Here is a 13,670-nt window from a genome sequence, read left to right on the forward strand (position 1 = left end):
GCCGCTCCCCAAAGATCGGGAACGCTGCTAGAGGCGCGGGCGACGTTCAGCCCGCATCCGGGCTGGACGATAAGACCATGGGAGACAAGCCCTTGAACCGCCTGATCGCGACGCTGTGCCTTGGCGTCACTCTTAGCCTGCCGCTCGCTGCCCACGCCGATGAGGCAGCGGACCGCGTCGCCACGGCCACGACCCTGGTGAACAAAACCCTGATCAAGAACCTGCAGACCGGCTTCAACGTCGCGCTGGAAAAGACCGTCGCGCCGATGCCGGAGGCTCGGGCGGAATCCGTGCGCAAGGAACTCAACGACGAGTTCGAGAAGCAGCGCAAGATCATGGTTGAGGGACTGTCGAAGGAATACGCGGAGAAGTTCAGCCTCGCCGAGCTGAAGCATCTCGACGAGATCTATTCCGATCCGACCTACCTCAAGTTCCAGACCATGAACGCCGATCCGAATTCCGCTGCGACGGCGATCTCGCAGAATTCGGTCACCAAGCTGTTGAACATGCTGGCGGTGGCCTCGGCCACAGACAACGCACCGAAGGCCGGCGCGCCGCCAATGCCGCCGATGCCGCCCGCTGCGGCGCCCGTCCCGGCTCCGAAGTAAGCGATGCCTGCCGCGCGCCCCCGGCTGGCCCTAGGCCGCGCGCGCGGCAGTCATGGGCGCGAAGCCGGTGACCGGGGGCAAGGCCTCCAGCATCGGCTTGGCGAAGTGGTAGCCCTGCATCAGGTCGATCCCGAGGGCGCGCAGGGCCTCGCGTTCCGCCGCGGTCTCGATGCCTTCTGCAAGAACCGTCACGTCGAGCGCCCGGGCGATCGCGACGACGCCGGACACGATGGCGTGGCGCCCGGCATCGGTGTCGATGCCGCGGACCAGATCCATGTCGATCTTGATCAGGTCGGGCCGAAAATTCGCCAGCAGGCTCAACCCCGCGAAACCGGCGCCGAAATCGTCGAGCGCGGTCAGGAAGCCCTGCTTGCGATAGGCGGCAACGATGCGCTGCAGATGGGCGATATCGCGGAACCGCTCCTGCTCGGTAAACTCGAACATGAGGCGCTGATGCGCGAAGTCGACGCGCCGCGCCGCCTCCAGGGATGCGCGGATGCACGCGACCGGCTCGTAGACGGCGTTCGGCATGAAGTTGATCGAGAGCCGCGTGTCGCTCTCCCGCGGGAAGAGCCGGCCGGCGAGTTCGATCGCCCGGACTCGGGCGGCTTGGTCGAACTGGTAGCGGTTCTCGTCGGTGACGCGGCTGAGGATTGTCGGCGCCGGCTCCCCGTTCGGGCCCCGCACCAGGGCCTCGTAGGCCCAGACCGATCCCGTGCTGATGTCGACGATCGGCTGGAAGGCCATCGTGAAATCGAAATCGAGGGTGGTGCCGGCGCGGCAGGCGCGGCACCCGGTTTCCTTCGTCATGACTGGCTTCCGTCGGTGCCCCCCGACCGGCGGACCGTGCCCGTTCGTACTCTATACAACCTTAACGTAATTGCCTCGGTATCTTTCCGACATTGTCCTGGGAGGACGGCACCATGACGCTGACCGATTTCCGGTTCGAGACCGATGCCGACGGCATCGCCCTGGCGACCTGGGACATGCCTGGCCGGTCGATGAACGTCATCACCGAGGGCGTGATGGATCAGCTTGAGCAGATCATCGAGCAGGTCGTCTCCGATGCCGCCATCAAAGGCTGCGTCATTGCCACCGGCAAGGACAACTTCTCTGGCGGCGCCGACCTGACCATGCTCCAGGGCCTGGGCCTCGCCTATGAGAAGCTCAAAGCCGAGCAGGGCGAGGAGGTGGCGATGCGCCATTTCTTCGAGGCGTCCCGGCGCCTGTCGCTGCTGTTCCGGAGGCTGGAGACCTGCGGCAAGCCCTTCGCGGCCGCGATCCACGGTCTGTGCCTCGGCGGCGCCTTCGAGTTGGCCCTGTCATGCCACCACCGGGTCGCATCGGACGACGCGAAGACGCGGGTCGGCCTGCCGGAGATCAAGGTCGGTCTGTTCCCGGGCGGCGGCGGCACGCAGCGCGTGGCGCGTCTGATGCAGACGGGCGACGCCCTCCAGATGCTGTTCAAGGGTGAGCAGATCCGCGCGCCGATGGCCAAGGGCATGGGGCTGGTCCACGCGGTGGCGCCGCAGGCCGAGATCGTGGAGCGCGCGAAGGCCTGGATCCGCGAGGGTGGATCGGCGGTGGCGCCCTGGGACGTGCCGAAGTTCAAGGCGCCGTCCGGCAAGGTCTACTCGCCCGCCGGCATGATGATCTGGCCGCCGGCCAACGCGATCTACCGGCGCGAGACCCACGACAACTACCCCGCCGCCAAGGCGATCCTGGCCTCGGTGTACGAGGGTCTGCAACTGCCGATGGATCTCGCCCTGCGGGTGGAGAGCCGGTACTTCGCGCATATCCTGCGCAGCAAGGAAGCGGCGGCGATGATCCGCACGCTGTTCATCTCCATGGGCGAGCTGAACAAGGGCGCGCGCCGTCCGAAGGACGTGCCGGCCAGCACCCTGAGCAAGGTCGGCGTGATCGGCGCCGGCTTCATGGGCGCGGGCGTCGCCTATGTCACCGCCCAGGCTGGAATCGACGTGGTTCTGGTCGACCAGTCGGTCGAAGCCGCCGAGAAGGGCAAGGCCTACGCCCACACGCTGATCACCGGCCAGATCAACAAGGGCCGCGCCAAGACCGCCGATCGCGATGCGCTGCTCGGCCGCATCCAGGCCACCTCCGATTATGCCGAACTGGCGGATTGCGACCTCGTGATCGAGGCGGTGTTCGAGGATCCGAAGGTGAAGGCCGAGGTGATCCGGAAGGTCGAGGCGGTGATCCGCCCGGACGCCATCTTCGCCTCCAACACATCGACGCTGCCGATCACCGGGCTCGCCATGAGCGCACAGCGGCCCGACCAGTTCGTGGGCATCCACTTCTTCTCGCCGGTCGAGAAAATGATGCTGGTCGAGATCATCAAGGGCGAGGCGACCGGCGACCGGGCGCTTGCTACGGCCCTCGACTACGTGCGGCTGATCAAGAAGACCCCGATCGTCGTCAACGACGCCCGCGGCTTCTTCGCCAACCGCTGCGTCGGTGCCTACATCCTCGAAGGCCACAAGATGCTGGCCGAGGGCGTACCGCCGGCCATGATCGAGAGCGCCGGCCGCCAGGCGGGCATGCCGGTCGGACCCCTCTCGCTCAACGACGAGGTCGCCCTCGATCTCGTGCTCAAGATCGCCAAGGCCACCGAGGCGCAGGTCGGAGCCGGCGCCGTCGATCCGGCGCAGAAGGCGATTCTGTCGGAGCTGGTGGAGAAGCAGGGCCGCCTTGGCCGGAAAAACAGCAAGGGCTTCTACGATTATCCCGAGGGTGGGCCGAAGCGCCTCTGGCCCGGTCTGAAGAACCTGCAGCCGAACCGGCTTGATCCCGAAGCGGTCGATTTCAACGAGTTGAAGCAGCGGCTTCTCGTGGTCCAGGCCCTGGAGGCTGCCCGCACCGTCGGTGAGGGCGTCGTCACGGACCCGCGCGAGGCGGATGTCGGGTCGATCCTGGGCTTCGGCTTCGCACCGTTCACCGGGGGCGCGCTGTCCTACATCGACTTCATGGGTGCGGCGACCTTTGTCGATCTGGCCCGGTCGCTGGAGGCCGAGCATGGCCCACGCTTTGCCGTGCCCGACACCCTCGCCGCGATGGCCGAGCGCGGCGGCACCTTCTACGGGGAGGCCCAGAAGCGCGCAGCCTGAGATCAGCTAGCCGGACGCCGAGGAACGGCGTCCGGCAGCACGGCGAGTTCCTCCAGCAGGACCGCCCGGGCGCAGGCGCCGAAGGCCCGCATCAAGCGTCCCCGCGCGTGATCGGGCGGGAACAGCAGCGCGAAATGCACCGGCAGCGCGGGGGTGAAGGGCCGGATCGCGATCGGTGAGACCTTCGCCTCCTCGTGGGCGGCCAGCGGATTCATCACGCTGACGCCCAGCCCAGCCGAGACGAGGGTGCAGATCGAGGCGCCGAGACCGGCCTCGGCGGTGATGGTCAGCGGAATGCCCGCCGCGTCGAAGACCGCCTCGGTCCGAACGCGCAGGGCGCTGCCGAGTGAGGTGGCGACGAAGGGCACGCCGCGAAAATCCTCCGGTCCGAGCGCGGCGCGGTCCGCAAGCGGGTGGTCCTGGGGTAGCACCGCCACGCAGGCCCGGGTCTCGACATGATCGAGTCTGCCCTCCGGAACGTCGCCGTAGAGCATCGTGAGTGCGGCGTCGCAGAAGCCGGTGGCGATCCAGTGGTCCACGGTCTCGTCGTCGCCGGAATGGATCGCCACGATCACGTCCGGATGCGCAACCCGGAAGCGCACCACGGCCCGCGCCAGGAGGCCCCCGGCCAGCCGGGGCATCGCGGCGACGCGCAACCGTTCGGCACCGAAGGCGCGGATCCGCGTGGCCGCCGCCTCCAGGCTGGTGAGGCCCACGAAGGCCCGCTCCACCTCGGCGTGGAAGCGCGTGCCGTCCAGGGAGGGTATGACGCGGCTGCCGCTGCGGTCGAACAGCGGCAGACCGGTGATCGCCTCGAGCTGCGCGATCAAGCGGCTCACCTGCGGTTGCGACGTGTGGAGCCGCCGGCTCGCCTCGGTCATGGACCCCGTGACCATCACCGCCCGGAACGCCTCGATGTGCCGGAAGGTCATGCGCCGTGCGGCCATATCAGATCCGTATGCTGGGGCTGGAAATCGACATTGGACGCCGGCGCGCCGCCGCCCCTAGGATCAGCCGGCAAAGTTTGAGACGCAGAGTCTGGCATAATCAGGGGGATTGGATCGTGTCGAGGACGCTTTCGCTCATTGGGGCCGCATTGTGCTGGGCCGGGCTCGCCGCGCCGTCGATTGCGGAGGGGCGCCTCGACAAGCTCCGCGCCACCGGCCAGATCAGCCTCGGCTTCCCGGACGCGTCGCCGCCCTTCGGCTTCCTCGACAAGGATGCCAAGCCGGTCGGCTATTCGCTGGAGATATGCGAGCACGTCGCGCAGAAGCTCAAGGCGGCGCTGGACCTGCCCAAGCTCGACATCCGCCACGTGCCGGTGATGTCGGCGACGCGGATCCCGCTGATCAACAACGGCACGATCGATCTCGAATGCGGCACCGCCAGCAACCTGCCGGAGCGGCACAAGCTGATCGCGTTCGCGCCGACCACCTTCGTGGCGCAGGTGGTGCTGACGGCCAGGAAGGACTCGCCGGTCGACGTGAACGACATCGCCTCGTTCCGTGGCAAGGCGATCTCGGCCCAGGCGGGCGGTGAGACCCAGCGCGTCGCGACGCGGATCAACGTCCGCGACAAGCTCGACATTCAGGTGATGCCCGCCAAGGACACCGCGGAAGTCTTTCTGCTGTTGGAGACCGGCCGCGCCGTGGGGACGATCAACGACGATGCCCTGGCACATGCCACGGTGGCGGGCGCCAAGCGGCCGGGCGATTACAAGATCGGCACCCAGGGGCTGGAATTCGCGCCCTACGGCATTCTGGAGCCGAAGGACGATCCGGCCTTCAAGGCGGCCGTCGACAAGGCCGTGGTCGAGCTGATCCAGGACGGCACCGTGGCGCGTCTCTACAGCCGCTATTTCGAGCAGCCGATCCCGCCGAGGGGCATCAACCTTGAGCTGCCGATGAGCGACGTGCTGAAGCGCGCCCTGGCCAACCCGACCGATTCCGGTGACGAGGCCGCCTATCGATAGGCCGCCCGGAAGGTATTCAGATGCACACCGACATGAACGCGGCAGCCGAAGCGTCCGACACTGTGGACCTGCGCAGCGATACGGTCACCCGGCCGACCGAAGCCATGTACGCGCGTATGCGCTCGGCGCCGCTGGGCGATGACGGGCTCGACGCCGACCCGACCGCGCGGGCGCTGGAGGAGACAGCGGCTGCGATGCTGGGCAAGGCCGCCGGCCTGTTCGTGCCGAGCTGCACGATGGGCAACCTCCTGGCGATCCTGGCGCAGGTTCAGCGCAGCGAGCAGGTGCTGCTCGAAGCGCAGGCCCACATGCTCAACACCGAGCGCGGGGCCGCGACCCTCACGGGGACCTTCCTGCTCGGGATCCAGGGCTCAGATGGCGCCATGGATCTCGACCGTCTGGAGGCGGCGCTGCACCCTTCGGCGAGTCCGCTCCGCACCGCGATGATCGCGGTCGAGACCTCGCACAACGCGGCCGGCGGAACGGTGCTGCCGCCCGCCCACATGGCGGCATTGGCCGACATCGCCCGCAAGCGCGGCATCCCGGTCCATCTCGACGGAGCGCGCCTGTTCAACGCCGCGATCCATCTCGGTGTCCCGCCGGCTGATCTCACCGCGCATGTCGATACGGTCTCGCTCTGCCTGTCGAAGGGTTTGAGCGCGCCGATGGGTGCGGTGCTGGCCGGCGACGCCCCGGTCATCGCGACGGCCCGGCGCCTCCGCAAGATGATCGGCGGAACCCAGCGACAGGTGGGAATCGTGGCGGCGGCGGGTCTTGAGGCGATCACCGCCATGGGTGCGCAGCTGGACGAGGATCACGCGCGGGCCCGGCAGCTCAGCGACGGGCTGAACGCGCTGGGGCCACGCCTGTCTGCGAGTGTGCCGCAAACCAACATCGTACAGGTCGATTTGGCGCGAACCGGCCGCGACAGCGCCCACTGGGTCGAGGCGCTCGATGCGGCGGGAACCCGCACCCGGCCCCTGGGCTCGACGCGGCTGCGCCTCGTCACGCACCGGCACATCACGGTCGCCGATATCGAGCGCGCCGTCGCGGCCTTCCGGGTCTGCCTCGACGCAGCGTGATTCGCCTCAGGCCGCGCCCGCGATTCGCGCCTTCGCGCCGAGCATGCGGGCGAGCAGCACGACATCGGCGGCGTTGTCGGAGAGCAGGTCGGTGATGTCGCCGACCTCGAGCGCCTTCACGTGGCGGCAGCGCACCCCGAAGCGGCCGGCCGAGCAGGTGCAGCGCAGCAGCGGGCCGCCGGGCCGCTCCTCAAGACGCACGTCGTACCGGTTGCCGGTGGATCCCCGCATCGCGAAGCGGAGGGCTGTCGGCGCCTGCGGGAAGGCCGCCATCGCGCGCCCGCTGATCGCCCCAGGGGGCGCCCCGAGGGGCCGTCGGGGCACGGCAGGTCCGCCGACCGCCCGCGCGATCGGCAGGCCGAGCAAAGCGGCCAGCGCGTGAACGTCGGCGGCGTTCCGCTCGCGCATCGCCGCCAGCGCGATCTCCGCGCAGGCATAGGCGTCCTCGCCGGCATCGTGATGCTCGAAACGGATGCCCAGACGCCGCGCCACCTTGCCGAGCCCGCAGCCCTCCGGCCCTGGGAATACGCGGCGCGCCACCTGAACGGTACAGAGATAGGACAGATCCGGCACCGGCAGGCCGGCGCGCACCAGCCCGGCCCGCAGGACGCCGATATCGAAGCTCGCGTTATGCGCCAGGATGAGCCCGCGCCGCAGGTCGTCCAGATACGGTGCCATCGCGGTGGCGAAATCCGGCGCGTCGGCGACGTTGGACGGCAGGATACCGTGAACCCGGATGTTGCCGGGCGAGAAGCGCATCTCGGGCGGGCGGATCAGGTGGCTTTCCCGGCGCACGACCCGGCCGTCCGCGATCCAGGCGAGACCCACCGCGCAGGCGCTGTCGCGCCGCTCGTTGGCCGTCTCGAAGTCGAGGGCCAGGACCGTCATCGGGGGGCAACCATGCCGGGCGGGAGTTCTCGGGCTGTTCCCCAGGAGGTCTAGGCCGCCCGGACTCCGGCATCAACCCTGCGACACCATCCCGAGCCAATCGTCCTCCGAGACGACGCGCACGCCATGCTTCTGCGCGTCCTTCAGCTTGGAGCCCGCCCCGGGGCCGGCCACCACAAGATCGGTCTTCGCCGAGACCGAGCCCGACACCTTTGCGCCGAGGCGCTCGGCCACGGCCTTGGCCTCATTGCGGGTCATCTTCTCCAGCGTGCCGGTGAACACGACGGTCTTGCCCGCGAAGGCCGAAGCCGAGGCCGCCTGCTCCATCGCCTCGACATCCACCTCGTCGAGCAGGGCCGCGACGGCATCGGCGTTGTGAGGCTCGGAGAAGAACAGGAGCAGCGCATCGGTCGCCACCGGCCCGATCTCGCCATCATCGGCGAACAGGCGGTAGGCATCTCCGGGGCGCTGCGCCGCAGCCTTGGTGATCGCTGCGCGCACCGCTTCGGCATCGCCGTAATGGGCGATGAGGTTTTCGCGCTGGACGGTGCTGAGGCGCGCCCGCTCCTGGCCTGGCGTGGCCTCGTCCTTCGGAAGGCCCAGGTCGAGCAGCCGGTCGCGGGTCGTCCCACCGACCCGGGGCACCGCCGTCAGTTCGATCCAGTCGGGCCCGGGCTGCGCCGCAGCGGCCTCGCGGATCGCCGCGATGAGTGTCGGCATGTCGGTAAAGCGTTTGGCCAGCGCCTTGGCGGTCGCCTCGCCGATCTGCGGGATCCCGAGGGCGAAGAGCAGGCGGTTCATCGGCACCTGGCGACGGCCTTCGACGCCGGCGAGCAGGTTCTTGATCGCCTTGTCGTCTTCCTCGCCCTTCTTCTTGGCGGCCTTCTTGGGCGGTTCGGCCGCTCCGGATTCGGCGCGCCGCTCGGCCGACAGCGCCTCGCGCCGCGCCACGACCGCCGCTTTGAGCTTGTCGAAGTCGAGCCGGAACAGATCGGCCGGCTGGCGCACGAGGCCCGCCTCGAACAGAACCTCGATGTAGGTCTCGCCGAATCCTTCGATGTCGAACCCGTTGCGCGAGACGAAGTGCTTCAGCCGCTCCACCCCTTGCGCCGGGCAGATCAAGCCGCCGGTGCAACGGCGGATCGCGTCGGGGCGGCCGGTGCGCGGGTTGACCGCGCGCACGGCCCGGCTGCCGCAGGCCGGGCAGGTTTCCGGAAATTCGAAAGGCCGCGAATCCGCCGGGCGCTTGGTGAGATCGACATCCATCACCTTTGGGATGACGTCGCCGGCCCGGACCACCGTCACCGTGTCGCCGACGCGGATATCGCGACCGTCGCGGATCGGCTCGCCATCGGCGCCGACGCCCTTCACGTAGCCCTCGTTGTGCAGGGTCGCGTTGGACACAACCACACCACCCACCGTCACCGGCTGCAGCTTCGCCAGAGGGTTCAGCGAGCCGGTGCGGCCGACATTAATGACGATGTCGTCCACCACCGTCGTCGCCTCCTGAGCGGCGAACTTGTGGGCGAGCGCCCAGCGCGGGGAGCGCGAGACGAAGCCGAGCCGCTTCTGCAACGCCAGGTCGTCGACCTTGTAAACCACGCCGTCGATATCGTAGCCGAGCCCGGCCCGGTCCGCCTCGATCTGCCGGTAATGGGCGAGCATCGCGTCGCGGTCGGTGAAGGTCCGCGTCAGCGGGTTCACCGGCAGGCCCCAGGCCGCGAAACGCTCGAGGGCGCCGGTCTGCGTCTCGGCGATCGGCGCTGAGAGTTCGCCCCAGGCATAGGCGAAGAATCGAAGCGGCCGGGACGCGGTGATCGCGGGATCGAGCTGCCGCAGGCTCCCGGCGGCGGCGTTGCGCGGGTTGGCGAACAGCGCCTTGCCGGCCGCCTCCTGCCGGGCGTTGATGGCGGCGAAATCGGCGTGCGACAGGTAGACTTCGCCGCGCACCTCGCAGATCTCCGGCCAGTCCGAGCCGGCCAGCGTCTCTGGGATGTCCTGTACGGTCCGCGCATTGGCGGTGACGTTCTCGCCGACCTCGCCGTCGCCGCGCGTGGCCGCGGTGTCGAGGCGCCCCTGCACGTAGCGGAGCGACAGAGACAGCCCGTCGATCTTCGGCTCGGCCGTGAAGGCGAGCGGTGCATCCTCGGGCCAGCCGAGGAAGCGGCGCACCCGGACCACGAACTCGGCCACTTCGGCATCGTCGAAGGCGTTGCCCAGCGAGAGCATCGGCACGGCGTGCCGCACCTTGACGAATTTCTCCGAGGGCTTGGCGCCCACCGACGTGCTGGCGGCGCCCGTGCCGACGAGATCCGGGAAGCGGGTCTCCAGCGTCTCCAGGCGTCGGCGCAGGCGGTCGTAGTCCGCGTCCGAGATCTCGGGCGCGTCCTCCTGGTAGTAGAGCCGGTCGGCGTCGAGGATCGCCTCCGAAACCCGCGCGTGCTCGTCGCGGGCCTCCTCGGCGGTCAGGTCGAGATCGGGCGTGTCGATTTTCGCGGCGGCCATGGTGGGGTTCTAGCGCATCGGCGGCGCGTCGGGAGTCGCCGTTTTCCCTCACCGGTGGGCGACGAGCAGATCGGCACGGCCTGCGACCCGGAATGCTCCAAGAAAGACCACGGCGACGAACACAGCCACCGCAGCCAGCGGCAGAACCGGCGCGAACCACCCGGCCAGCGCGGTTCCGGCGACGGAACCGAGATTCATCGCCGCCATGTAGACCTCGAGTTGCGTCGCCGCTCCCGGGCGTCCCTGGCTGGCCTGGAGCAGGGCCGGCATCAGCGCCACGATCAGCAGGCCGGGCAGCATGTTGGTCAGCGCGAGGATCACCGGCCCGGCCGCGCCGACGAGGTCCGACGTGATCAGGGCGCCGGCCAGCAGGAACGTGCCGGCGCTGGCGAGCAGGAGGATGCGCAGCGGCCGGACCGGGCCGGACCTGTCAGACCAGAAGCCGACCGCCAGCGCGCCGGCTGTTCCGCTCGCCAGCGCCAGACCGGCCTGGAGGCGGGACAGGACGGCTGGATCCCACGCCTGACGCTGGAGCAGGTCCACCGAAAAGGGCAGTTCGAACAGCCCGAGCGCGCCGTCGAGACCGAAGCACAGGGCGAGAAGCCGCAGGGCCCGCGGGCGCTGCAGGCTCACGATCAGGCGACGCAGGAATCGGCGGAACGGCACCCGTCGCGGCGCCAATCCGCGCCGCCCTGGGGTGGCGAGCGCATCCGTGGGCCCCTCGCGGACAAGCAGGATCGGCAGGCTCGCCACGATGGCGGCCACGAGGAGCCAGCGTGCGCTGATGGCCAAACCGTCGGTCGTCAGCATCCACCCGAAGACGGCCGCGCTGAGGCTGCTTCCGGCCACGAAGCCCGCGCGGGTGCAGCCGCTCACCCGGCCGAGTTCGGCGGACGGCACGTGGTCCATGATCATCCGATCACAGGCGGTGTCGAGGAGCGAGGCGCACAGGCTGTGGGCCAGGAAGATCAGGCCGAGTCCGCCGACCCGATCCTCGGCGCCCCACAGCAGCAGCGCGAGGGCGGCGTGGCAGCCAAGGACCGCCGCAACCGCGAAGACCCGGCGCCGGCCCATCCGGGAATCGCCGGTGCGGTCGACCACCGGGCCCCACAGGATGGGTTGAAGGGTCCAGGGCAGGCCCGCGAGGGCGAAGTGGAAGCCGATCTCCGCCGCCGAAACGCCCTTGGCGGTGAGATGATTGGCCAACGCCGTGAGCGAGAACCCCGCGATCAGCCCCTGATAGAGGTAGGTGGCGAAGAATACGCCGTAGCGGGTGCGGCGGCCGCTGAGGTTCAGCGGCTCATGCAGGGACGGGCGGACGGGAAACGCGGCCGGGTCGCTCAAGCGCGCGGCACCTTGCCCACAGCGCGCTGGGGCGCGAAGCTCCTCATGCCGTCGTCACCGGATGCGCCCCCGTGCCCTCACCATCGCGCGACCTTAACTTCTGCGTCCGGCGGCCGCGAGGCGTCGCTTGAGCGCGGTGGATGTGTGGCTGGTCGATCTCGCCGTATCGCCGGACCGGCTCGAACGATGCGCGCAGGTGCTCGACCGCTCAGAGCGCGACCGCGGCGACCGGTTCCTGCGGCCGGAGGATCGCGCGCGTTTCACTGTAAGCCACGCGGCCCTCAGGCTCATCCTGGCGGACGCGCGCGGCTGTGCCCCGTCCGAGATCCGCCTCGCCGCGAAGGCGGCTGGCAAGCCGCACCTCGCGGAGCCGGCCGGAAGCCCGTTGGAGTTCAACCTGTCGCATTCGGGGGCCCGCGCCTTGATCGGTCTCGCGGGCCCGGCCGACATCGGCGTCGATCTCGAACTGATGCGAGCGATTCCGGACGCGGTGCGGATCGCCCGGACGCATTTCGCGCCCGACGAGGCGGCGTCCCTCGCGAGCTTGCCGGCTGAGGCTATCGAGGCGGCCTTCTTCGGCCTGTGGACCCGCAAGGAAGCGGTGGTGAAGGCGCTGGGGACCGGTCTGTCCCTACCCCTCGACCGTTTCAGCGTGACCCTGCCGCCGGCTGCTCCGCGCCTGCTGCGGGACCCGGCAGGGTGGACCCTCGCGGCGATCGATGCCGGTGCCGGCTATGCCGCCACCGTCGCGGTGCGGGCCGTTGACGCGACGATCCAGCCCCGGAGGCTCCCGACAGATTGGCCCGACCGGCTCTGTTGAAACAGCACAAACCCGGCTTGCGGCCCAGCCAAGGCACGGCTATACACCCGCTCGTCGGCCCGGTCAGCGATGCGCGGGACGGCCTTCGGAGTGTAGCGCAGTCTGGTAGCGCACCACGTTCGGGACGTGGGGGTCGCAGGTTCAAATCCTGCCACTCCGACCAAGAATTCCCGAGACTCAGCTTCTTTTCGGCACAGCCGCCTCGCGCACGATATCATAAGTCGTGGCGCTTGACCTTCCGGCCGGTGTTAGAGCGAGAACGCCGGACATGGCATCGCGATTGCCGGAACGGCCCCCTCACGGAGTGTTCGCCGCTGAAGCTTGGTTTGGCTTCGCACGCAGCCTGATCGCCGCCACGGCCTTCATCGGCATCGCAGTCGTGGCATTCGTGGCCCTGATGGATCCCTACGGCCTGCGCGCCGCACCGGGGCATCCGCCGGGTCCGATCATGGACGCCAACCAGCGGCTCTCATACCCGCAGATCGCCCGCGGCGGCCGGTTCGACGCCGCGGTCTTCGGCACCTCGACGGCCCGCCTGCTCGATCCGAACGCCCTCGACGAGGCCTTCGGCGCCCGGTTCGCGAACCTCGCCGTGAACGCCGCGACGCCGGACGAGCAGATCCGCCTCGCCGAACTTTTCATCGCGCATCATGCCGTGCGTGCGGTCCTGTTCGGGCTCGATGGGACGTGGTGTTCGGCCGATCCCCCCGCCCGCACGGCCAACGCCTTCCCGGACTGGCTCTATGCGGACGGCGCGCCGTGGGGCGTGCTGCGACAGGTGAACCTGCGCGCGGTCGCCGTGGCGGCACAGGCCGGGCTCGCGTGGGCCGGTCTGGCCCGACCTCGGATTCGTCGGGACGGCTACGCGGTCTTCACGCCGCCGGAGGACCGCTACGACCCGGAGCGCGCGCGTGCCCATATCCGCGCGGGTGCTGCCGACCCGGCGGCCGCTATCGATCCGGTCGATGCGCCCATACCGGCGCTCGGCCGCCTCGATCATCTCCTGGACCGCGTGCCGTCCGATGCGGTGAAGCTCCTCGTCTTCATGCCGGTCCACGCCGCCGCGCAGGGAGCCCCCGGGACGGCGGCGGGTCGGCGCGAGGCGGCCTGCAAGAGCCGGGTCGCCGCGATCGGCGCCGGCCACGGCGCCACGGTGGTGGATTTCCGTTTTCCGTCGCCGCTCACCAACCGGGACGCGAATTATTGGGACGCGCTGCATTACCGCCTGCCGGTCGCGGAGCGGATCGTCGCGGACCTGAAGGCAGCGGTGGCGACCGGCGCCGACGATCCGGGCGGCACCTACCGGGTGCTGGCCCACCCCTGATC

At 69.5% G+C, this 13,670-nt stretch carries 11 protein-coding genes and 1 tRNA gene; 7 read left to right on the forward strand and 5 right to left on the reverse strand.

Annotated features, from left to right (window positions below; translation table 11 throughout):
- The first annotated feature begins 92 nt into the window (after window positions 1-92).
- Window positions 93-608: a hypothetical protein gene (locus MKK63_RS14385; RefSeq protein WP_243916650.1), complete on the forward strand. Its 516-nt coding sequence runs from the start codon at window positions 93-95 to the stop codon at window positions 606-608.
- 30 nt (window positions 609-638) lie between these two features.
- Here the strand turns inward: MKK63_RS14385 and MKK63_RS14390 are convergent, their stop codons facing one another.
- Entirely contained in the window at window positions 639-1,418 is a 780-nt protein-coding gene (locus tag MKK63_RS14390) for an EAL domain-containing protein (protein ID WP_244002802.1), read from the reverse strand.
- A gap of 113 nt (window positions 1,419-1,531) precedes the next feature.
- On the opposite strand from MKK63_RS14390, the gene MKK63_RS14395 reads away from it, so the two are divergent.
- Window positions 1,532-3,733: a 3-hydroxyacyl-CoA dehydrogenase NAD-binding domain-containing protein gene (locus tag MKK63_RS14395; protein WP_244002804.1), complete on the forward strand. Its 2,202-nt coding sequence runs from the start codon at window positions 1,532-1,534 to the stop codon at window positions 3,731-3,733.
- A gap of 2 nt (window positions 3,734-3,735) precedes the next feature.
- Here MKK63_RS14395 and MKK63_RS14400 read toward each other — a convergent pair whose 3' ends face one another.
- A complete protein-coding gene (locus MKK63_RS14400; RefSeq protein WP_244002806.1) occupies window positions 3,736-4,680 on the reverse strand; it encodes a LysR substrate-binding domain-containing protein in 945 nt (314 codons plus the stop codon).
- 116 nt (window positions 4,681-4,796) lie between these two features.
- On the opposite strand from MKK63_RS14400, the gene MKK63_RS14405 reads away from it, so the two are divergent.
- Both MKK63_RS14405 and MKK63_RS14410 read left to right on the forward strand, forming a co-directional pair.
- Window positions 4,797-5,705, forward strand: coding sequence for an amino acid ABC transporter substrate-binding protein (locus MKK63_RS14405; protein WP_244002808.1), 909 nt, complete (start codon window positions 4,797-4,799; stop codon window positions 5,703-5,705).
- A 20-nt stretch (window positions 5,706-5,725) separates the two neighbouring features.
- A complete protein-coding gene (locus tag MKK63_RS14410; protein ID WP_244002810.1) occupies window positions 5,726-6,787 on the forward strand; it encodes a threonine aldolase family protein in 1,062 nt (353 codons plus the stop codon).
- Window positions 6,788-6,793: 6 nt separating this feature from the next.
- Here MKK63_RS14410 and MKK63_RS14415 read toward each other — a convergent pair whose 3' ends face one another.
- The 3 genes from MKK63_RS14415 to MKK63_RS14425 form a co-directional block, all read right to left on the reverse strand.
- Entirely contained in the window at window positions 6,794-7,675 is an 882-nt protein-coding gene (locus tag MKK63_RS14415) for a 3'-5' exonuclease (protein WP_244002812.1), read from the reverse strand.
- Between the two features lie 72 nt (window positions 7,676-7,747).
- Window positions 7,748-10,180, reverse strand: a complete 2,433-nt coding sequence (gene ligA / locus MKK63_RS14420; protein ID WP_244002814.1) for an NAD-dependent DNA ligase LigA — start codon at window positions 10,178-10,180, stop codon at window positions 7,748-7,750.
- Between the two features lie 48 nt (window positions 10,181-10,228).
- A complete protein-coding gene (locus MKK63_RS14425) occupies window positions 10,229-11,524 on the reverse strand; it encodes an MFS transporter (RefSeq protein WP_244002816.1) in 1,296 nt (431 codons plus the stop codon).
- 136 nt (window positions 11,525-11,660) lie between these two features.
- Between MKK63_RS14425 and MKK63_RS14430 the strand changes: the two genes are divergently transcribed.
- From MKK63_RS14430 to MKK63_RS14440, 3 genes are all read left to right on the forward strand, one after another.
- A complete protein-coding gene (locus MKK63_RS14430) occupies window positions 11,661-12,344 on the forward strand; it encodes a 4'-phosphopantetheinyl transferase family protein (protein WP_244003204.1) in 684 nt (227 codons plus the stop codon).
- Between the two features lie 86 nt (window positions 12,345-12,430).
- Window positions 12,431-12,507 (forward strand) — tRNA-Pro (locus MKK63_RS14435).
- 105 nt (window positions 12,508-12,612) lie between these two features.
- Window positions 12,613-13,668, forward strand: a complete 1,056-nt coding sequence (locus tag MKK63_RS14440; protein WP_409564514.1) for a hypothetical protein — start codon at window positions 12,613-12,615, stop codon at window positions 13,666-13,668.
- Window positions 13,669-13,670: the final 2 nt, after the last annotated feature.

Source organism: Methylobacterium sp. J-088 (genome assembly GCF_022829295.1).
Classification (GTDB): domain Bacteria; phylum Pseudomonadota; class Alphaproteobacteria; order Rhizobiales; family Beijerinckiaceae; genus Methylobacterium.

What these genes read in the sequence shown, in the direction of transcription:
- MKK63_RS14390 (WP_244002802.1), bottom strand. Translation starts at nt 1,418, where the DNA reads ATGACGAAGGAAACCGGGTGCCGCGCCTGCCGCGCCGGCACCACCCTC.
- MKK63_RS14395 (WP_244002804.1), top strand. Translation starts at nt 1,532, where the DNA reads ATGACGCTGACCGATTTCCGGTTCGAGACCGATGCCGACGGCATCGCC.
- MKK63_RS14400 (WP_244002806.1), bottom strand. Translation starts at nt 4,680, where the DNA reads ATGGCCGCACGGCGCATGACCTTCCGGCACATCGAGGCGTTCCGGGCG.
- MKK63_RS14410 (WP_244002810.1), top strand. Translation starts at nt 5,726, where the DNA reads ATGCACACCGACATGAACGCGGCAGCCGAAGCGTCCGACACTGTGGAC.
- MKK63_RS14415 (WP_244002812.1), bottom strand. Translation starts at nt 7,675, where the DNA reads ATGACGGTCCTGGCCCTCGACTTCGAGACGGCCAACGAGCGGCGCGAC.
- ligA (WP_244002814.1), bottom strand. Translation starts at nt 10,180, where the DNA reads ATGGCCGCCGCGAAAATCGACACGCCCGATCTCGACCTGACCGCCGAG.
- MKK63_RS14440 (WP_409564514.1), top strand. Translation starts at nt 12,613, where the DNA reads ATGGCATCGCGATTGCCGGAACGGCCCCCTCACGGAGTGTTCGCCGCT.